Annotated in this window: 15 protein-coding genes; 9 read left to right on the top strand and 6 right to left on the bottom strand. The window is 51.4% G+C overall.

Translation table 11 applies throughout. The features are described from left to right. Together thrB and thrC are read left to right on the top strand one after the other, a co-directional pair. Positions 1–930: a homoserine kinase gene (gene thrB / locus OGX90_RS15625; protein ID WP_008786144.1), complete on the top strand. Its 930-nt coding sequence runs from the start codon at positions 1–3 to the stop codon at positions 928–930. A 3-nt stretch (positions 931–933) separates the two neighbouring features. Then, on the top strand, positions 934–2,220 hold the full coding sequence (gene thrC, locus OGX90_RS15620; protein WP_103285789.1) for a threonine synthase: 1,287 nt from the start codon (positions 934–936) through the stop codon (positions 2,218–2,220). 84 nt (positions 2,221–2,304) lie between these two features. Here the strand turns inward: thrC and yaaA are convergent, their stop codons facing one another. Together yaaA and OGX90_RS15610 are read right to left on the bottom strand one after the other, a co-directional pair. After that, complete coding sequence (yaaA, locus tag OGX90_RS15615) at positions 2,305–3,078, bottom strand: peroxide stress protein YaaA (protein WP_032942329.1); 774 nt, start codon at positions 3,076–3,078, stop codon at positions 2,305–2,307. Between the two features lie 77 nt (positions 3,079–3,155). Beyond that, entirely contained in the window at positions 3,156–4,586 is a 1,431-nt protein-coding gene (locus OGX90_RS15610; protein ID WP_020996236.1) for an alanine/glycine:cation symporter family protein, read from the bottom strand. Positions 4,587–4,859: 273 nt separating this feature from the next. Here OGX90_RS15610 and tal point away from each other — a divergent pair, with 273 nt between their 5' ends. The 3 genes from tal to OGX90_RS15595 all read left to right on the top strand — a co-directional run bounded on the left by tal (position 4,860) and on the right by OGX90_RS15595 (position 7,943). Continuing rightward, a complete protein-coding gene (gene tal / locus OGX90_RS15605) occupies positions 4,860–5,813 on the top strand; it encodes a transaldolase (protein WP_003829752.1) in 954 nt (317 codons plus the stop codon). A 110-nt stretch (positions 5,814–5,923) separates the two neighbouring features. Next, positions 5,924–6,511, top strand: coding sequence for a molybdopterin adenylyltransferase (gene mog / locus OGX90_RS15600; RefSeq protein ID WP_003018973.1), 588 nt, complete (start codon positions 5,924–5,926; stop codon positions 6,509–6,511). A gap of 124 nt (positions 6,512–6,635) precedes the next feature. Continuing rightward, positions 6,636–7,943: an MFS transporter gene (locus OGX90_RS15595; protein ID WP_003829746.1), complete on the top strand. Its 1,308-nt coding sequence runs from the start codon at positions 6,636–6,638 to the stop codon at positions 7,941–7,943. A gap of 34 nt (positions 7,944–7,977) precedes the next feature. On the opposite strand, the gene satP is transcribed toward OGX90_RS15595, so the two are convergent. Then, positions 7,978–8,544 (bottom strand): acetate uptake transporter, encoded by a 567-nt coding sequence (gene satP, locus OGX90_RS15590; RefSeq protein WP_003829744.1) that lies wholly within the window; start codon positions 8,542–8,544, stop codon positions 7,978–7,980. 364 nt (positions 8,545–8,908) lie between these two features. Then, the gene (locus OGX90_RS15585; RefSeq protein WP_008786150.1) at positions 8,909–9,313 is read right to left on the bottom strand and encodes a DUF2541 family protein; all 405 of its coding nucleotides are present in this window, start codon (positions 9,311–9,313) and stop codon (positions 8,909–8,911) included. Positions 9,314–9,697: 384 nt separating this feature from the next. On the opposite strand from OGX90_RS15585, the gene dnaK reads away from it, so the two are divergent. Both dnaK and dnaJ read left to right on the top strand, forming a co-directional pair. Then, positions 9,698–11,620: a molecular chaperone DnaK gene (gene dnaK, locus OGX90_RS15580; RefSeq protein WP_286624220.1), complete on the top strand. Its 1,923-nt coding sequence runs from the start codon at positions 9,698–9,700 to the stop codon at positions 11,618–11,620. Positions 11,621–11,705: 85 nt separating this feature from the next. Next, on the top strand, positions 11,706–12,839 hold the full coding sequence (dnaJ, locus tag OGX90_RS15575; protein ID WP_003829737.1) for a molecular chaperone DnaJ: 1,134 nt from the start codon (positions 11,706–11,708) through the stop codon (positions 12,837–12,839). 68 nt (positions 12,840–12,907) lie between these two features. On the opposite strand, the gene OGX90_RS15570 is transcribed toward dnaJ, so the two are convergent. Next, the gene (locus OGX90_RS15570; RefSeq protein ID WP_286573937.1) at positions 12,908–16,237 is read right to left on the bottom strand and encodes a DEAD/DEAH box helicase; all 3,330 of its coding nucleotides are present in this window, start codon (positions 16,235–16,237) and stop codon (positions 12,908–12,910) included. Between the two features lie 248 nt (positions 16,238–16,485). Here OGX90_RS15570 and nhaA point away from each other — a divergent pair, with 248 nt between their 5' ends. Then, on the top strand, positions 16,486–17,652 hold the full coding sequence (gene nhaA / locus OGX90_RS15565) for a Na+/H+ antiporter NhaA (protein ID WP_008786152.1): 1,167 nt from the start codon (positions 16,486–16,488) through the stop codon (positions 17,650–17,652). A gap of 38 nt (positions 17,653–17,690) precedes the next feature. Continuing rightward, positions 17,691–18,584 (top strand): transcriptional activator NhaR, encoded by an 894-nt coding sequence (gene nhaR / locus OGX90_RS15560; RefSeq protein WP_032942332.1) that lies wholly within the window; start codon positions 17,691–17,693, stop codon positions 18,582–18,584. Between the two features lie 54 nt (positions 18,585–18,638). Here the strand turns inward: nhaR and OGX90_RS15555 are convergent, their stop codons facing one another. Beyond that, complete coding sequence (locus tag OGX90_RS15555; protein WP_234692557.1) at positions 18,639–20,678, bottom strand: glycoside hydrolase family 31 protein; 2,040 nt, start codon at positions 20,676–20,678, stop codon at positions 18,639–18,641. Positions 20,679–20,686: the final 8 nt, after the last annotated feature.

The following is a 20,686-nucleotide window of genomic DNA, read 5'->3' as shown; positions in this document are numbered from 1 at the left end:
ATGGTGAGAGTTTATGCCCCGGCTTCCAGTGCCAATATGAGCGTCGGGTTTGATGTGCTCGGTGCAGCGGTAACGCCGGTGGACGGTTCGCTGTTGGGTGATGTGGTGTCCGTTGAGGCGGCTGACCAGTTCAGCCTGAACAACCTTGGGCGCTTTGCCAACAAACTGCCGTCCGAGCCACGTGAAAATATTGTCTACCAGTGTTGGGAGCGATTCTGCCAGGAGCTGGGTAAAACCGTTCCGGTGGCGATGACGCTGGAAAAAAATATGCCGATTGGCTCCGGGTTAGGCTCCAGCGCCTGTTCCGTCGTGGCGGCGTTAGTCGCTATGAACGAACACTGCGGCAAGCCGCTCAACGATACGCGCCTGTTAGCGATAATGGGCGAACTTGAAGGGCGTATCTCCGGCAGCATTCATTACGATAACGTCGCTCCGTGCTTTTTGGGCGGTATGCAGTTAATGATTGAAGAAAACGGCATTATTAGCCAGCAGGTGCCAGGCTTTGATGAGTGGCTGTGGGTACTGGCGTATCCAGGGATTAAAGTGTCGACGGCTGAAGCGCGGGCGATTCTCCCAGCGCAGTATCGCCGTCAGGACTGTATCGCTCACGGGCGGCATCTGGCTGGATTCATCCATGCCTGCTATTCCCGTCAGCCTCTTCTGGCCGCGAAGCTGATGAAAGATGTCATTGCTGAGCCGTATCGTACCCGCTTGCTGCCAGGCTTTAGCCAGGCGCGTCAGGCGGTCGCAGAAATTGGCGCGCTGGCCAGCGGTATATCCGGGTCAGGGCCGACGCTGTTCGCTTTGTGCGATAAGCCGGATACGGCACAGCGCGTAGCAGATTGGCTGGGTAAAAATTACCTGCAAAATCAGGAAGGCTTTGTTCATATTTGCCGGCTGGACACGGCGGGCGCACGGGTACTGGGATAATCAATGAAACTGTATAATCTGAAAGATCACAACGAACAGGTCAGCTTTGCACAGGCTGTTACGCAAGGACTGGGCAAGAATCAGGGATTGTTTTTTCCGCACGATCTACCGGAATTCAATCTGACAGAAGTGGATGAGATGCTGAACCAGGACTTCGTTAGCCGCAGCGCGAAGATCCTGTCCGCATTTATTGGTGATGAGATCCCTCAGGAAATTCTGGAAGAGCGCGTGCGTGCGGCATTTGCCTTTCCGGCTCCGGTTGCCCAGGTTGCCGCGGATGTCGGCTGTCTGGAACTGTTCCACGGCCCTACGCTTGCATTTAAAGACTTTGGCGGGCGCTTTATGGCGCAGATGCTGACGCACATCAGTGGCGACAAACCGGTAACAATTCTGACGGCGACTTCCGGAGACACCGGAGCGGCGGTTGCGCATGCCTTTTATGGCCTGAAAAATGTGCGCGTGGTGATCCTCTATCCGAACGGCAAGATCAGCCCATTACAGGAAAAACTGTTCTGTACGCTGGGCGGTAACATTGAAACTGTGGCGATTGATGGCGATTTTGATGCCTGCCAGGCGCTGGTGAAACAGGCGTTTGATGACGAAGAGCTGAAGGTGGCTCTGGGACTGAACTCGGCTAACTCAATTAACATCAGCCGTCTGTTGGCGCAAATCTGTTACTACTTTGAGGCTGTGGCCCAACTGCCGCAAGAGGCGCGTAATCAACTGGTGATTTCCGTTCCCAGCGGTAACTTTGGCGATCTGACCGCCGGGCTGCTGGCGAAATCACTGGGCTTGCCGGTGAAGCGTTTTATCGCGGCGACTAACGTTAATGATACGGTTCCGCGTTTCCTTGCAGAAGGTGAGTGGGCGCCGAAAGCGACCCAGGCAACGTTGTCGAATGCAATGGATGTCAGCCAGCCGAACAACTGGCCGCGCGTGGAAGAACTGTTCCGCCGTAAAATCTGGCGTCTGAATGAGCTGGGTTATGCCGCTGTTGACGATGCGACAACTCAGGACACGATGCGTGAGTTACATGAGATAGGCTACACCTCAGAACCGCATGCGGCGGTGGCTTACCGAGCGCTGCGTGACCAACTGAATCCTGGCGAGTACGGCCTGTTCCTTGGTACTGCGCATCCGGCGAAGTTTAAAGAAAGCGTTGAAGAGATTCTTGACCTGACGCTGGCGTTGCCAAAAGAACTGGCGGAACGCGCGGGCTTACCGCTGCTTTCTCATCACCTGCCAGCTGATTTTGCTGAACTGCGCAAGCTGATGATGACCCGCGGTTAACGGTTGTGCCCGCTGGCGCTTTGTATAGCGGGCCGACAAAACCTGTAGGCCGGATAAGGCGTTAGCCGTCATCCGGCCTTTTTACTATTGCTCGTGGCGTTTAAACACCAGTTCGCCATTTCCTGATGCTTCTTCATCAAAGAAGTAGCCTTCGCTGTTAAATGCGGTCAGCTGTTCCGGTTGCGTTAAGCGGTTCTCAATAATGTAGCGACTCATCAGGCCGCGCGCTTTTTTGGCATAGAAGCTGATGACTTTAAACTTGCCGTTCTTCTCGTCGAGGAAGACCGGTTTGATAAGCTCAGCGTTGAGTTTTTTCGGCTTCACAGATTTAAAATACTCATCCGAGGCGAGGTTGATCACCACGCTGTCGCCTTGCGCTTCCAGCGCTTCGTTAAGTTTATCGGTGATGGTATCTCCCCAGAACTGGTAGAGATCTTTACCCTTCGCATTGGCCAGACGAATGCCCATCTCCAGACGGTAAGGCTGCATCAAATCCAGCGGACGCAAAACGCCGTACAACCCGGACAGCATCCGTAAATGCTGTTGAGCGAAGTCGAAATCCGCCTCGCTGAAGGTTTCAGCCTGCAACCCTGTATAGACGTCGCCTTTAAACGCCAGAATGGCCTGACGTGCATTGTCCGGCGTGAAGTCAGGCTGCCAGTCATGGAAACGGGTGGCGTTCAGATCCGCCAGCTTGTCGCTAATCCCCATCAGCTTGCCAATCTGCGGTGCAGAGAGTTGGCGTGCCACGTGAATAAGCTGCTGAGAGTGATCCAGCAACTCGGGCAGCGTATGACGTGTCGTTGCCAGCGGGCTTTGGTAGTCGAGCGTTTTTGCAGGTGAAATCAGAATCAGCATATCCAGTCCTTGCAGGAAATTTACTGCGACTTTAGCAAAAAAAACGACTGAATTGATCGATGGTTGCGATTGCCGCGCTATTCGCGCGGCGTTTCATCCCAGCTATCGGGCGCAAGCTGTTGTCTGATATCAGGATAACGGCGCGGATCGAATTCCGGGCGCACCCCGAGTTTTCGCTGGCGCAGATAATCGCTGGCGATGGTATGGACAACCGGAGAAAGCAGCAGAATCGCCGTCAGGTTAGTAATGGCCATACAGGCCATGATGATGTCGGCAAGTTGCCAGACCAGCGGAAAACTGATTAACGTACCACCAATGACGGTGCAAACGGTGGCGATTCGTAATAGCCAGATAACCCGGATGTTGTCCAGTTTCAGGAATATGAGGTTGTTTTCCGCATAAATGTAGTTGGCGACGATAGAGCTAAAGGCAAACAGAATCACTATTAAGGCAACGAATCCGGCCCCCCATTCACCCGTCAGCGAGACCATGGCTCGTTGCAGCAACTGGATGCCTTCCATTGGCACATAAGTGGTGCCATTACCCGCCAGTAAAATGATCATTGCGCTGGCCGTACAAAGAATTAGCGTATCGCCCAATACACCAATCATTTGCACAATGCCTTGTGCTGCAGGGTGTGGCGGCCAGGATGCTGCCGAGGCGGCTGCGTTCGGGGTAGAGCCCATTCCGGCTTCATTAGAGAACATACCGCGCTGAAAACCGCTGGCAATGGCCTGGCTTAGCGTATACCCGGCTGCACCGGCCGCGGCTTCCTGCCAGCCAAAGGCGCTTTTTATGATGGTCATGATAATGCCGGGGAGCTGTCCGAAATGCCAAAGGCAGATGACGAGGCTACAACCGATCCACAGCAGCGCCATCATCGGAACAAACCATTGCATCAGGCGGGCAACGCCTTTAATGCCGCCGACGATGACCAGTAATGACACTATTGCCAGTGCGATACCGGAGAAGAGGGGGGGGATGTCAAAAGCAAAGGTCAACGCACGAGAGACTGAGTTTGCCTGCACGCTGTTAAAAATCAGGCCATAGGCAATGAGTAAAAAGATGGCAAACAGCACGCCCATCCAGCGCATGCCCAATCCACGGGCCATATACCATGCAGGACCGCCGCGAAACTGTCCCTTGCTGTCGCGCTCTTTATACAGCTGGGCAAGGGAACATTCGGCGAATGAGGTTGCCATACCAATGACCGCCGAGACCCACATCCAGAAAATGGCCCCTGCGCCGCCGGCGGCGATCGCCAACGCCACACCCGCCAGATTTCCGCTACCGACGCGCGCGGCAAGACTGGTGCACAGAGCCTGAAAAGAAGTTAAACCGCCCGGCTGCGGGCTGATGCTGTTTTTAAGACTTTTGCCAAACTGGCGAATATAGCGGAACTGCACGAACCCTGTACGCCAGGTGAACCAACATCCTGCGCCAAGCAGGAGGTAGATCATCACCGATCCCCAGAGTATTTCATTAATAAATGAGAAAAAATCAGGCATTAACATCCCTCTTGTTGATGCCGGTAAGCGCGAATAATCCCGTGTAAGCGCTACCAATTATCGACCAGTATATACCTTATAAGGTGATTGATTGCGGGAGTTTACCATAACAATGGGTATATCCTTAATTGCGCATCACGGGCTGTGAGATGCGTAATCAGGGCTGATCGGCGGGTCGGACAATCCAGGCGGTTGCGCTGAGAGTGCGTCGTGCTATCATCAGGGAAGATCGGTTACATCCCCCTAACAAGCTGTTTAAAGAGAATCGCTATCATGACGGACAAATTGACCTCCCTTCGTCAGTTCACCACAGTAGTGGCCGACACCGGAGACATCGCGGCAATGAAGCTGTATCAGCCTCAGGATGCCACAACTAACCCTTCTCTCATTCTTAACGCAGCGCAGATCCCAGAATACCGCAAGCTGATTGATGACGCTGTAGCCTGGGCTAAGCAGCAGAGCAACGACCGCGCACAGCAGATCGTCGACGCGACCGACAAACTGGCAGTAAATATCGGTCTGGAGATCCTGAAACTGGTCCCGGGTCGTATCTCTACTGAAGTTGACGCTCGTCTGTCCTACGACACCGACGCGTCCATCGCGAAAGCAAAACGTCTGATCAAAATGTACAACGATGCTGGCATCAGCAACGATCGCATTCTGATCAAACTGGCTTCAACCTGGCAGGGCATCCGTGCCGCTGAGCAGCTGGAAAAAGAAGGTATCAACTGTAACCTGACGCTGCTGTTCTCCTTCGCTCAGGCGCGCGCATGTGCAGAAGCTGGCGTATATCTGATTTCTCCGTTTGTTGGTCGTATTCTGGACTGGTACAAAGCCAACACTGACAAGAAAGAGTATGCACCGGCAGAAGATCCGGGTGTGGTTTCCGTAACGGAAATCTATGAGTACTACAAACAGCACGGTTACGAAACCGTGGTGATGGGTGCGAGCTTCCGTAACGTCGGCGAAATCATTGAGCTGGCAGGCTGCGATCGTCTGACTATTGCTCCGGCACTGCTGAAAGAACTGGCGGAAAGCGAAGGCACTATCGAACGTAAACTGTCCTTCTCTGGTGAAGTGAAAGCGCGTCCTGCACGCATCACCGAAGCTGAGTTCCTGTGGCAGCACAACCAGGATCCGATGGCTGTAGACAAACTGGCGGACGGTATCCGTAAGTTTGCTGTAGACCAGGGTAAACTGGAAAAAATGATCGGCGATCTGCTGTAATCATTAATGCGTGGCCCTGATATGGGTCACGCTACCTCTTCTGAAACCTGTCTGTCCTTCCCTTCGCAGTGTATCATTCTGTTTAACGAGACTGTTTAAACGGAATAATCATGAATACTTTACGCATTGGCCTGGTTTCCATTTCTGACCGTGCTTCCAGCGGCGTTTACCAGGATAAAGGTATCCCGGCCCTTGAAGAGTGGCTGGCATCTGCCCTTACCACCCCTTTTGAGCTGCAAACGCGACTGATCCCGGATGAACAGGCGATCATCGAACAGACCTTATGTGAGCTGGTGGATGAAATGAGCTGTCATCTGGTGCTGACTACCGGCGGAACGGGTCCGGCCCGCCGCGATGTAACGCCTGATGCCACGCTGGCCGTAGCCGACCGCCAGATGCCGGGCTTTGGCGAGCAGATGCGCCAGATAAGCCTGCACTTTGTGCCAACGGCTATTCTCTCCCGCCAGGTTGGTGTGATTCGTAAACAGGCGTTGATTCTGAATCTGCCAGGGCAGCCGAAATCGATCAAAGAAACGCTGGAAGGCGTGAAAGATGCCGACGGTAAGGTTATCGTGCCGGGTATATTTGCAAGTGTACCATATTGTATACAGTTGCTGGATGGGCCGTATGTGGAAACCGCACCGGCTGTTGTAGCATCTTTTCGTCCTAAAAGCGCAATCCGCGATACAAACGCCTGAAAGTAGCCCGATCGTGACATAAGTGCCAATGACAGTGGAGTATTGAATTGTTTACGATATAGTAATTTTTGCTTTACATATATCGACAGACAGATTCAATAACTCCACTGACTCATGGTTTGCTATGTCACAACACACTAGACCGCTGAATCGCCAGGATTATAAAACTCTTACGCTTGCTGCCCTCGGCGGTGCGCTTGAGTTTTATGATTTCATTATCTTCGTCTTCTTTGCCGCTGTTGTTGGCGAACTCTTCTTCCCGGCAGACATTCCTGAATGGCTACGTCAGGTGCAAACCTTCGGCATTTTTGCCGCCGGATATCTGGCGCGTCCACTGGGTGGCATCATCATGGCGCACTTTGGCGATCTGGTCGGGCGTAAGAAAATGTTCACCCTGAGCATTTTGCTGATGGCGATACCGACGCTGGCGATTGGTCTTTTGCCTACCTACGCCTCAATGGGGATCCTCGCGCCGCTGCTGTTACTCCTGATGCGCATTTTGCAAGGCGCTGCCATCGGCGGAGAAGTGCCGGGCGCGTGGGTGTTCGTGGCAGAGCACGTACCGGAGCGCCGCATCGGCATTGCCTGTGGCACGCTGACCGCCGGGCTGACGGTGGGGATTCTGCTGGGATCGGTGGTTGCGACGCTGGTGAATACCAGCCTGACGCAGCAGGCGGTGCATGACTACGGCTGGCGTATCCCGTTCCTGCTGGGGGGCGTGTTTGGGCTGGTGGCGATGTACCTGCGTCGCTGGTTGCAGGAAACGCCCATTTTCCTCGAAATGCAGCAGCGTAAAGCGCTGGCGCAAGAGCTACCGGTGAAGTCGGTGGTGAGCAAACATAAAAAAGCGGTGGTCATTTCCATGCTGCTGACCTGGCTGTTATCGGCCGGGATTGTGGTGGTGATCCTGATGTCGCCAGTCTGGTTGCAGAAGCAGTATGGTTTTGCACCGGCGTTGACGTTACAAGCCAACAGTGTCGCGACCATTATGCTGTGCGTCGGCTGTCTGCTGGCCGGGTTTATTGTCGACCGGGTCGGCGCCAGCAAAACCTTTATTGTCGGCAGCCTGCTGCTGGCCTGTTCAAGCTGGTTTTTCTATCATCTGACCGGCAGCCATCCTCAGCACTTGTTCTTGTTATACGGGCTGGTAGGGTTGTGCGTTGGCGTGGTGGGGGCTGTGCCTTATGTGATGGTGCGGGCGTTTCCGGCGGAGGTCCGCTTTACCGGAATCTCCTTTTCTTACAACGTGTCGTACGCCATTTTTGGTGGTCTGACACCAATCGCCGTGACGATGTTAATGAGCGTGTCGCCAATGGCTCCGGCCTGGTATGTGCTGGCGTTATCGCTGGTGGGGTTAGGTCTGGGGATTTGGCTGCGACAGGATATTTATCATCGCGATACGAGCGTGCAGGGAGAGTTACAGCGCTTGTAAGGAATATCCCCCCGTTCGGGGGGATAGCGTCAGATTAGTGCGCTTCACCGATCGGCAGGATGGTACGGCCAAACTGTTCGTTCAGCACTTCACCCATCGCCAGGTAAATGGCGCTTGCGCCACACACTAAGCCAATCCAGCCAGCAACGTGAATGATCGCTTCGTTACCTGCAATGTTGCCGACCGCCAGCAGTGCGAACAGCACTGTCAGGCTCAGGAAGACAAACTGCAACGCGCGGTTAGCTTTCAGCGTGCCGAAGAACATGAACAGTGTGAACACGCCCCACAGACCCAGGTATACGCCCAGGAACTGACCATTGGTTGCATCCGCCAGGCCCATTTTCGGCATGATTAGGATTGCAACCAGCGTCAGCCAGAACGAACCGTAGGAGGTAAAGGCGGTTAAACCGAAGGTATTGCCCTTTTTATATTCCAGCAGACCGGCAAATATTTGCGCGATACCGCCGTAGAAAATGCCCATCGCCAGAATAATAACGTCAAAGGCGAAGAAACCCGCGTTGTGCAGGTTAAGCAGAATGGTGGTCATGCCAAAGCCCATCAGGCCCAGCGGTGCCGGATTAGCCAACTTAGTGTTGCCCATAATTCCTCAAAATCATCATTGATTGAATGGTGAAATAGTTTCCCCAAATAACGATCACTGTCTTCGGGGCGCGGCATGATAATCAGGGGAGAGGGCACTGTCTATGATCTAACGAAGGGAAAATGAATTATTTTCCCTGTGATGGGCATCACGCTTATGCATGGTTGAACATTTTGCTAAGACAGACGATTTGAAGTACCACCGGGAACTGAGGGATTTGGTGGACGATCTGGTGAGAAATACCCATCGCCAGATGGCGCTGCTTCATGGGCGCGGCAGTTGTTATTCCAGTTCAATGGCTTTCACATCAACCGCGTGTCTGCCCCGCATGTTTTCTATGGCTTCTGAATCAAAATGTGCAGAATTAATCGTCGCCAATAACTTTCAGCGTTGCCATGTCAGAGGAGTTTACTGACTGGCCTGAGAAGGTGATTTTAGACACGCAGCGTTTATTGTCGTTGTCGCTATTAATAGAGATCCAGTTGGTCGTTTGTCCCTCTTTAATGGATGACGGGACGTTCAGGCTTTGGCTGGAAGTGCGTACTGCTTTGAAGTAGACGGATGCGCCGTTAAGTTTAATATCACCGCGATCGGCGGTGAGCTGAATGCGCTTCACCACCCGGCAAACGGGAATTCTCAGCGTGAGGTCGTTGGTTGCATTGCGGGGCATCGCAATCATACCCAGAACTTTATGATCGTTAGCGTGCGCGGCGCTGCTCAGCAGCAGGCCCATAAGCAGGCTGGTGGAAAGGGTTAACACGGATTTCATGGAATTTCTCTTTGACGGCTGTAAAAGTGTGTGACATCAGACCATCTTACCGCCGACGGGAAACCGTTTCATGGTCGTAATCTTTTCTTTTTATTACAATTTTCACATGAATGACCGTGCTGGTTTTGATTTGTTTTGTGAATTGATTTTGATTGGAAACTATTAGTTTTTTTGCCTTTCTGCCTTTTTACCTTAATTTTATCGCCACTGTGCTAAAAAAAATTTTCATGCCCCCCTTGATGACGTGGGTTACGACCCCATCTTGTAGACAACCGCAGTGGTGAGTCTGAAAAAAAACGATTCAGGGTAGTTGAAACCGCACGTTTCGCCCTTATTACAGATTCACAACCACATGATGACCGAATTTTTAGTGGAGACGTTTAGATGGGTAAAATTATTGGTATCGACCTGGGTACTACCAACTCTTGTGTAGCGATTATGGATGGCACTACTGCACGTGTGCTGGAGAACGCCGAGGGCGATCGCACCACGCCTTCTATCATTGCTTATACCCAGGATGGTGAAACTCTGGTTGGTCAGCCGGCTAAACGTCAGGCAGTGACAAACCCGCAAAACACCCTGTTTGCGATTAAACGCCTGATTGGCCGCCGCTTCCAGGACGAAGAAGTACAGCGTGATGAAGCCATCATGCCGTACAAAATCATCGGTGCTGACAACGGTGATGCATGGATTGATGTAAAAGGTCAGAAAATGGCACCGCCGCAGATTTCTGCTGAAGTGCTGAAAAAAATGAAGAAAACGGCTGAAGATTACCTGGGCGAACCGGTAACTGAAGCGGTTATCACCGTACCTGCATACTTCAACGATGCTCAGCGTCAGGCAACCAAAGATGCTGGCCGTATCGCAGGTCTGGAAGTAAAACGTATCATCAACGAACCGACCGCAGCGGCACTGGCTTACGGTCTGGATAAAGAAGTTGGCAACCGTACTATCGCGGTTTATGACCTCGGTGGTGGTACTTTCGATATCTCTATTATCGAAATCGACGAAGTTGACGGCGAAAAAACCTTCGAAGTTCTGGCAACCAACGGTGATACCCACCTGGGTGGTGAAGACTTCGACAGCCGTATGATCAACTACCTGGTTGACGAATTTAAGAAAGATCAGGGTATCGATCTGCGTAATGACCCGCTGGCGATGCAGCGTCTGAAAGAAGCCGCTGAGAAAGCGAAGATCGAACTGTCTTCCGCTCAGCAGACCGACGTGAACCTGCCGTACATTACTGCAGACGCGACTGGTCCGAAACACATGAACATCAAAGTGACCCGTGCGAAACTGGAAAGCCTGGTTGAAGACCTGGTTAACCGTTCTATCGAGCCGCTGAAAGTTGCTCTGCAGGATGCTGGTCTGTCTGTTTCCGACGTTCAGGACGTTATCCTGGTCGGTGGTCAGACTCGTATGCCGATGGTACAGAAGAAAGTTGCTGAGTTCTTCGGTAAAGAGCCGCGTAAAGACGTTAACCCGGACGAAGCAGTGGCAATCGGTGCTGCCGTTCAGGGTGGTGTATTGACCGGTGATGTGAAAGACGTGCTGCTGCTGGACGTTACCCCGCTGTCTCTGGGTATCGAAACCATGGGTGGCGTGATGACTCCACTGATCGCGAAAAACACCACTATCCCGACCAAGCACAGCCAGGTGTTCTCTACCGCTGAAGACAACCAGTCTGCGGTAACCATCCACGTGCTGCAGGGTGAACGTAAACGCGCCGCTGATAACAAAGATCTGGGTCAATTTAACCTGGATGGTATCAGCCCGGCTCCGCGCGGTATGCCGCAGATCGAAGTTACTTTTGACATCGATGCCGACGGTATCCTGCACGTTTCCGCGAAAGACAAAAACAGCGGTAAAGAGCAGAAGATCACCATCAAGGCTTCTTCTGGTCTGAACGAAGAAGAAATTCAGAAAATGGTTCGCGAAGCAGAAGCGAACGCAGAATCTGACCGTAAGTTTGAAGAGCTGGTTCAGACTCGTAACCAGGGTGACCATCTGTTGCACAGCACTCGTAAGCAGGTTGAAGAAGCAGGCGACAAACTGCCAGCTGACGACAAAACTGCCATCGAGTCTGCACTGACCGCACTGGAAACTTCTCTGAAAGGCGAAGACAAAGCGGATATCGAAGCGAAAATGCAGGCGCTGGCACAGGTTTCCCAGAAACTGTTGGAAATCGCTCAGCAGCAGCACGCACAGCAGCAGGCTGGTGCAGCAGGCGCTGATGCTTCTGCAAACAACGCGAAAGATGACGACGTTGTCGATGCCGAGTTTGAAGAAGTGAAAGACAAAAAATAATCGCCCTTTGAACGGGTAATTACTGGCACGGGCGAAGAGGTTTCCTCTCCGCCCGTGCACGCATGTTAGGGGCAGATAAAAAGAGATGGCTAAGCAAGACTATTACGAGATTTTAGGCGTTTCCAAGTCAGCGGAAGAGCGTGAAATCAAAAAGGCCTACAAGCGCCTGGCCATGAAATTTCACCCAGACCGCAACCAGGGTGATAAAGAGGCCGAAGCCAAGTTTAAAGAGATCAAAGAAGCGTACGAGATCCTGACCGATGCGCAAAAACGTGCGGCTTACGATCAGTACGGTCATGCTGCGTTTGAGCAAGGCGGCATGGGCGGCGGCGGCGGTTTTGGCGGCGGGGCTGACTTCAGCGATATCTTTGGTGACGTGTTTGGCGATATCTTTGGCGGCGGTCGTGGTCGTCAGCGCGCCTCACGTGGTGCTGATTTACGTTACAACATGGATCTCACTCTGGAAGAAGCCGTGCGTGGCGTCACCAAAGAGATCCGTATTCCGACTCTGGAAGAGTGTGACGTCTGCCACGGTAGCGGTGCGAAGGCAGGTACTCAGCCACAGACCTGTCCAACCTGTCACGGTTCTGGTCAGGTACAGATGCGTCAGGGCTTTTTTGCCGTACAGCAGACCTGTCCACACTGTCAGGGCCGCGGTACGCTGATCAAAGATCCGTGCAACAAATGCCACGGTCATGGTCGTGTTGAGAAAAGCAAAACGCTGTCCGTTAAGATCCCGGCAGGGGTTGATACCGGCGACCGCATTCGTTTAGCGGGCGAAGGTGAAGCCGGTGAACATGGTGCGCCAGCAGGTGATTTGTACGTTCAGGTGCAGGTAAAACAGCACCCAATTTTCGAACGTGAAGGCAATAACCTGTACTGCGAAGTACCGATTAACTTTGCGATGGCTGCGCTGGGCGGCGAGATTGAAGTCCCAACGCTGGACGGTCGCGTGAAGCTAAAAATTCCGGGCGAAACGCAAACTGGCAAACTTTTCCGCATGCGTGGAAAGGGCGTCAAGTCTGTACGCGGTGGCGCTCAGGGCGACCTGCTGTGCCGCGTGGTGGTTGAAACCCCAGTGGGCCTGAACGACAAGCAGAAGCAACTGCTCAAAGATCTGCAGGACAGCTTTGGCGGCCCGACCGGCGAACAAAACAGTCCGCGCTCCAAAAGTTTCTTCGACGGTGTGAAGAAGTTCTTTGACGATCTGACGCGCTAAGCATACTGCCGTATATGATAAAAAGCCTGAAATTGGAAAATCTCAGGCTTTTATTTTTGGTTCTACTCTCACTGCCACTCCAGGCTTACCTGTTCAACAATGATATTTGTCTCAGCTTTCTCCGGCAAGGTATGTGCGACACTTGCAAATCCGGGTAATGTCTTCCATACCAATGGGTCTCCAATAACAAAAATGTGTTTTTTAGCCCTGGTAAGGGCCACGTTCAGAAGATTAGGTTTGCTCGAAGCCCATTCTGCGCCGCCGCGATTGTGTACATCACATCCGAGAACAAAAATAACGATGTCGTTTTCTTTCCCCTGAAAAGTATGGACTGTACCAACACAGCTTTTTTGCCACTCTTTTATTTCTTTATGTTTTAGTCGCGGTGAGTATTGTTGCCAACTGGCCAGCTCTCTTTGTTCAATCAGTTCCAACAACGCATATTTAACAGCCTTGAATGGAGTAATAACGTAAATAGACCCCAGCTCTATATTTTCCGTGAGTAGACGGTCCAGTAGCGTAATCAGGCTTTGACCGTGACTATCTCGGTACTGCTTGTCTCCCAAACCCCCTCTTGAAACCAACCAGTGGTTTTCAAGTTCGCCATTGACGAGACGACTACAGATTTTATCTGTATCAAGCCCGTGAATCATCCGGTTATTGTATGCCAGTTTATTAGCAATACTGAACATGGGTTCGATACAACGGCGATGTACCCATAATGGGATCCCAATCCAGATGTTATTGTTCATCATCTCTAATTTGCAGCCCCAATGATTGACGCGATCGGCAACCTGTTGGACTGAGAGCTTTTCTGGATTCCACTTTTCAGCATGCTCGTGTAGAAGATCCTGACAAAGGTGCCTAACCAGTGATGGAGAGGTGGTGAATACAGGCTCAATCTGTAACGGATCGCCCACAACGAGTACGCGTTTGGCGCGCCATATAGCGCCGACGGCCTGTTGAGGTGATGCCTGGCCAGCTTCATCGATCATTACCCAGCCAAGCTCGCCGCCTTTTACTCCATGCAGCATACGTCCCACTGAGGCAAAGGTTGTAGAGAGTACCGGGACAAACATGCATAACGTTTGCCACCAGGGGAGTGGCGTGGGCTCAAGATGAGGGGAATGTAAAAAATTCCTCAGGCGGAGCAGGAACATTTCTCTAAAGCGATCAACGCTCCCCATTGCCTCGTAAAGCCAGGCTTGATGAAGATCCATCGCAGCCATAAACAACAGTGAGCGTTGGCGGTTGATCTGAGCGTTTTGCCAGAATGCGGTGCGCTGTAAGCCAGCATTATCGATGGGTTTATGGCTATCAGGTAGAGCTATTCCTGAAAACTTATCCTTCAGGCCCCGCAATTTTTGTTCTATTTCCTCGCGCTGCAGGGCAATCCTGTCTATTTCTTGCTGTAAGCGGCGTTTTTGGGTGTCTGCCTCATTCAGTTGTTTACGCTGTTCAGAAACGAGCTGTGTTTTGTGTATTAATGATGCGCTAAGCGTTAAAAGATGCTGTTGTGTGTTACGTAATGATGTCTGGTAAGTCTGTACCTTTTTACGATTGAGCAAACGAGTCAGCAGGCCAGGTGCATCGGCTTCCTCTATTTTTTGCTGTTGCTTGGCATGCTGAATCTGTTTTTCAATTACGTCCCGCTCGGCTTCAAATTCCTTAAGTGCGCTAAGCCGATCTTCACATCGCACTGCCGCTTTTGCCATGTCCGAAGACAAAGCATCAGATGAACAGTAAGGTTTTTTTGCCAGCAGTTCGGCTAATTCTGCTAACTGTTTTTGCAGCTCTTCTGTTGTTTTCAGGCAGTGAATGAAATGCTGCTTTGCTGCGGTGAAAGAGAGTTTATTGTGGCAAGACTTCCAGCGCCAAAGGCTGAGAAAGTTTTCGTTGTCCGGTCTGGCCATTTCGACTGATGTGTCGCGTAAAAAATGCTCATCAAACAGTAGTCTTTGGGCGAATTTTGTACGATTTGTTTTTCTTCCAAGAGCTACTGAAATTAATCCCCAACACTGTTTTTCTGTCGCAAGAGGACGAAAGAGATGGTAATTACGCTCAGTTCCTTTTCCATCTTTATCTCTTTTATGCGCAGATTTGGGCAGGGATTTTGCTGCAACTTGATTTGCGGTCGGTGACAAATAGTCAAGATAACGAAATTCTTCGGCCAGCGATTTCTTTTGCGGTAATTCGTTAGAGATATTTTCTACGGCTGCATTATTGGATGAGGCCACAATCATTTCGAAACCGGTCAGTTCCGGGACGATAAAGCCTTCATGGGTAAGCGTATCTTCCACATTGCTGAAGCCCGCAAGGACTCTCGCTCGTTCAACGACATTATGCGCAACTAAATCACGCAGCAACGTCGTTTTCCCCGTTCCCGGAGGCCCATTTACTGATAGTAATCCACCTTCAGCAAGCTCTTCTACCGCCGTATTTATTGCAAACTGCTGCATTAATGACATCGCGTGCTCTGGCTCTGAAGGCCAACGCCCCAGAGGCATTTTAGTCGGATGCAGCTTATCGATAATGGCTGTTAGTCCTTTCTGAGAATAGAGATCTGGGTTTCTGTGAACACGGTGAGTGAGGTAAGTATTGAGTGTTCGGCATCGAGTGTCTTCCAATGATGACATTGCATCTTCAATATCCTCAAAAAAGAAGCTATTTAAGATGGGAAGTACTAATGCTTTTTCATTGTCGCTTATGAGGTCTTCCGTTTCGCTAGCTTCTTCTTGTTCCGTGTCCTGGCTCTCATTGTTGCCGTTAAACCAGTCAATTTGTATTGCATATTGCCATTCAGGTGCAAAGTCCGCCCATGATGTTAAATGAGTGTCGAGCAGCGTGAGAATATTGCTTGCGCGCAATACACCCGGGCCTTTTTCCCTTACGGGCTCTAACGTAACGCAGAAATCATTGAATGTATCGGCAAGATGCATACAATCGACCGCAAAGACTGATGAGTCGAGTTTGTGGAATTGACGTTTTTTAAGATGGCCCAACGCCCAGGGTAGCGAACTTACCGACAGTTTATCTCTCGTGGGTACACCTTCTCCGTTCAACTGCATCTTAGCAAAACAGGTTGTCCCTTCCTGATCCAAGCGCTGTTCGCATTCGTCGTCATTTTCCTCATTTGTTCCAAGAACCTCCTGACTAATGCGGCTGACGATATTTTTCTCAAATAGCCCTACGTGAACAATAAATGATGCCTTCGGCGGAATGTCATATTGCTGGCGTAATTTCTCTGAATGCCACGGAAGTGAAGCATCACCTAATGTAATGAGTTTTTTTAGTGGGATCAGCAGGCTTTTATCTTTTCTTTCAAGCGTATAAGGCTGAAAAAATTCAATGCGTTGCCAGGTTCTTAATATTTCTTGCGGGAGAGGTGTCGAGTCCATCTTAGCTCTTTGATTATTATCCCAATATATCAATGAATACGAGAATACTCTGATCCAAGAATTTTTGAAGATCTGAGAGGAGGAATCATTCTCTCTGGCGGTAATGGCACAGGCAGAACATCTTGATGATTGCTGAAATTTTTACTCGTAAAAACCGATCTATCTATCATGAATAATCTAATTTTAACGAGCTTTTTGAGGGTGTAAGATAGTATTTACGAAGTATTCACCCAATAGAGAGAATAAAAGTGAAACATCTGCATCGTTTTTTTAGTAGTGACGCCTCGGGGGGCATCATTCTGATCATCGCAGCCGTGGTCGCTATGCTGATGGCAAATATCGGGGTTACCAGTGGATGGTACCACGCCTTTTTGGAAACGCCCGTTCAACTGCGGGTTGGCGCGCTTGAGATCAACAAAAATATGCTGCTGTGGATCAACGACGCGTTGATGGCGGTGTTCTTCCTGTTGATTGGTCTGGAAGTAAAGCGCGAGTTAATGCAAGGTTCGCTGGCCAGTCTGCGTCAGGCGGCGTTCCCGATCATTGCTGCTATCGGGGGCATGATTGTCCCGGCGCTGCTGTACCTGGCATTCAACTATGCCGATCCCATCACCCGTGAAGGGTGGGCGATCCCGGCGGCAACGGATATCGCTTTTGCGTTAGGTGTGCTGGCGTTGTTGGGCAGTCGTGTACCACTGGCGTTGAAAATCTTCCTGATGGCGCTGGCGATTATTGATGACCTCGGCGCTATCGTAATCATCGCACTGTTCTATACCAGCGACCTCTCGCTGCTGTCGCTGGGCGTTGCCGCGTGCGCGATCCTTGTTCTGGCAGGATTGAATCTGTGCGGAGTGAGACGCACCGGTATTTATATTCTGGTCGGCGTAGTGCTGTGGACTGCCGTACTGAAGTCTGGCGTGCATGCAACTCTGGCGGGCGTGATCGTGGGCTTCTTCATTCCATTGAAGGAAAAACATGGGCGTTCACCGGCGAAGCGACTGGAGCATGTTCTGCATCCATGGGTGGCATACCTGATCCTGCCACTGTTTGCCTTCGCCAACGCAGGCGTTTCACTGCAGGGCGTCACTATTGATGGACTGACCTCGATATTACCGCTGGGGATCATTGCGGGTTTGTTGATCGGTAAGCCGTTGGGTATCAGTCTGTTTTGCTGGCTGGCGTTACGCCTCAAGGTGGCGCAATTGCCGGAAGGAACGAATTTCCAGCAGATTATGGCGGTCGGTATTCTTTGCGGTATTGGCTTTACGATGTCGATTTTTATTGCCAGCCTGGCGTTTGGCAACGTCGATCCTGAGCTGATTAACTGGGCAAAACTGGGGATCCTGATCGGCTCCTTGTTGTCGGCAGTGATAGGTTACTGCTGGTTACGTGCCCGGTTGAACGCATCAGCCTGACGGGATAACCCTTTCGTGACAATTTTCAGGGAGAGAGTATGTCTCATATAAATTACAACCATCTGTACTACTTTTGGCATGTCTATAAAGAAGGGTCAGTGGTTGGTGCAGCAGAAGCGCTTTATCTGACACCGCAGACCATTACCGGGCAGATTAAAGCGCTTGAGGAACGCTTACAGGGAAAATTGTTTAAGCGGAAGGGGCGTGGGCTGGAGCCCAGTGAGTTAGGCGAATTGGTTTTTCGTTACGCGGATAAGATGTTCACCTTAAGCCAGGAAATGCTGGATATCGTGAACTACCGCAAAGAGTCTAATTTGCTGTTCGATGTTGGCGTGGCGGATGCGCTATCGAAGCAGTTGGTCAGCAGCGTACTGGATGCCGCTGTGGTTGAAGATGAACAAATCCATCTGCGTTGTTTTGAGTCAACGCACGAGATGCTGTTGGATCAACTTAGCCAACATAAGCTGGATATGATTATCTCCGACTGCCCGATCGATTCTACGCAGCAGGAAGGGTTGTTCTCAGTGCGGATAGGCGAGTGCAGCGTGAGTTTTTGGTGCACCAAACCGCTGCCTGAAAAACCATTCCCGGCCTGCCTTGAGGAGCGTCGGTTGCTGATCCCTGGACGTCGTTCGATGCTCGGACGTAAGCTGCTGAACTGGATCAACTCACAAGGATTGAATGTCGAAATCCTCGGTGAGTTTGATGACGCTGCGCTGATGAAAGCGTTTGGGGCAACGCATAATGCTATTTTTGTTGCACCTACTCTGTATTCGCACAATTTCTATGCTGATGATTCTATTGTTGAAATTGGACGCGTAGAAAATGTGATGGAAGAGTATCACGCCATATTTGCGGAAAGAATGATCCAGCATCCGGCGGTGCAGCGTATTTGCAATGCGGACTACTCGGCATTGTTCAAGCCACAGTAGACATACTTACCGTAATACTTCCGGCTGCGGTACTCACCCGCAGCCGGTTTCATGCTATAGCCTCAATAAGCTACGATACTGCCCACCTTCGCGGATAAATACCGGAATTCTGTTCAATGGCGCGGCATAGTGCAACGTTTGCCCTCCCGAATAACTCTCGCCGGTCGTAAGATCCGTCCATGTTTCCCCTTCCGGTAGCCAGACATCACGTTCGCGCATACCTTCATGCATTACGGGGGCAATCAGCAGGTCAGGACCAAAACAGTACTGGTCGGTGATTGCCCAACTTGTTTCCTGTTCGGGGAAATCAAAAAACAGGGGGCGCATCACTGGTGTATTGTGCTTATGGGTTTCCTCCATCAGCGCTTTAATATAGGGCTTCAGTTTCTCTCGCAACGCCAGGCAATCCGTCAGTACGTCACACACGTCCTCACCGTAGCTCCAGACTTCGTTCGGTGCACCGGTAGGACACTGGGCGATACCATCCCGGTACGGTTGTTCCGGTAAAATCTGCGGATCGCGGTTGCCGTGCAGACGCATCACCGGGCTAAATACGCCCCACTGGAACCAGCGGATCAGCAGTTCATGGAAATGTGGGTCGTGAATATTACCGCCATGAAAACCACCGATATCCGTCGTCCACCACGGTATCCCCGCGATTCCCATATTGAGTCCGGCGGCAAACTGGTTGCGTAGCGATCTAAACGAGGAGTGAATATCACCTGACCAGACCAGTGCGCCATACTTTTGACTGCCGGCCCAGGCGCAGCGTAGCAGGTTGATAACCTTGTCTTCACCATCGGCTTTCATACCATCAAAAAAGGTTTTGGCGTACATTCGCGGGTAGATATTGCCCACTTCCAGTACCGGCCCGGCATGGTAGCGATAGTTGTCATAGTCATAAACGCTGAACTCAGGTTCGGCTTCGTCTAACCAGAATAGCTTCACGCCTTTATCATAATAGTTGCGTTTGGCTTTGCCCCAGACGTAGTCCCGCGCACCCGGATGGGTAGCATCAAAGAAAGTGGTGTTGCCGAGGAAATCCATATTGATCGGCAAGCCACGTTCCGTTTGTACCAGCCAGCCGTTTTCGCGCATCTCCCGATAGCTTTCGGTGCGGTTATCCACCGTCGGCCAGACGGAGACCATCAGCTCAATTCCCAGCGATTTCAGCTCGGCAATCATGGCATCAGGGTCGGGCCAGTCGCGCGCATCGAACATCCAGTCACCCTGATTCGGCCAGTGAAAGAAGTCGATAACGATCACCGAGATAGGCAGATTGCGGCGCTTATATTCGCGGGCAACCTCCAGCAGCTCTGCCTGCGTACGATAGCGGAGTTTGCACTGCCAGAAGCCCATGGCGTAGTCCGGCATCATCGGCGGTGTGCCGGTAGCCAGCGCATATGCCCGGCTAATTTCTGCTGGGGTATCGCCAGCCGTGATCCAGTAGTCCAGCTGTTCGCTGACCTGTGCTTCCCATTCGGTAACGTTGTGGGCAAAGGTTACGCGCCCGACTGCCGGGTTGTTCCATAAAAATCCGTAGCCCAGACTGGAGAGCATAAACGGTACTGAGGCCTGGGAGTTACGTTGCGCCAGCTCAAGAACGCATCCTTTGAGATCCAGGTTAGCCTGTTGATACTGCCCCATACCATAAATTTTTTCCCCTTCGCTGGCTTCGAAGCGGGCTTTAAGTGAATATTTCCCACCCTGAATAGGTCGGAATTCGCGCCCTTCAAGGTTGAGTGCGCTGACGTACTGGCCGTGAGAAGATTCATCCTCGCCAATTTCGCCCCGCAGGCGCCAGAACTCCTGCAACAGAGGTTTGTGTGGATGGCGGTAAAAGGTAACTTGTCCTTTTTTATTGACGATAGCGATAATTTTGCCGTTGGTCAGCGTCGCCTGGTGGTGCTCATAATCAATGTGGCAGTGGCTTTCTGCGACTGGCTCAGTCAATGCCCAGTCTTCATTTCTCATTACCGGCAGATGACGGCCACTGCGTACGCGCAGGCTGTTCTCGCCCCAGGGTTCAATCCATAAATAGCGATCGTTTTGCTGCCAGACCAGGCGACGCGGGTCATGTTGCATAAATGGCATGGTGGTGC

The sequence above is a fragment of the Citrobacter sp. Cpo012 genome (assembly GCF_030333015.1).
In the GTDB taxonomy this organism is placed as follows: domain Bacteria; phylum Pseudomonadota; class Gammaproteobacteria; order Enterobacterales; family Enterobacteriaceae; genus Citrobacter; species Citrobacter portucalensis.
Note: the sequence above shows the minus strand (reverse complement) of the source record. Positions and strands in the feature narration are given on the sequence as shown.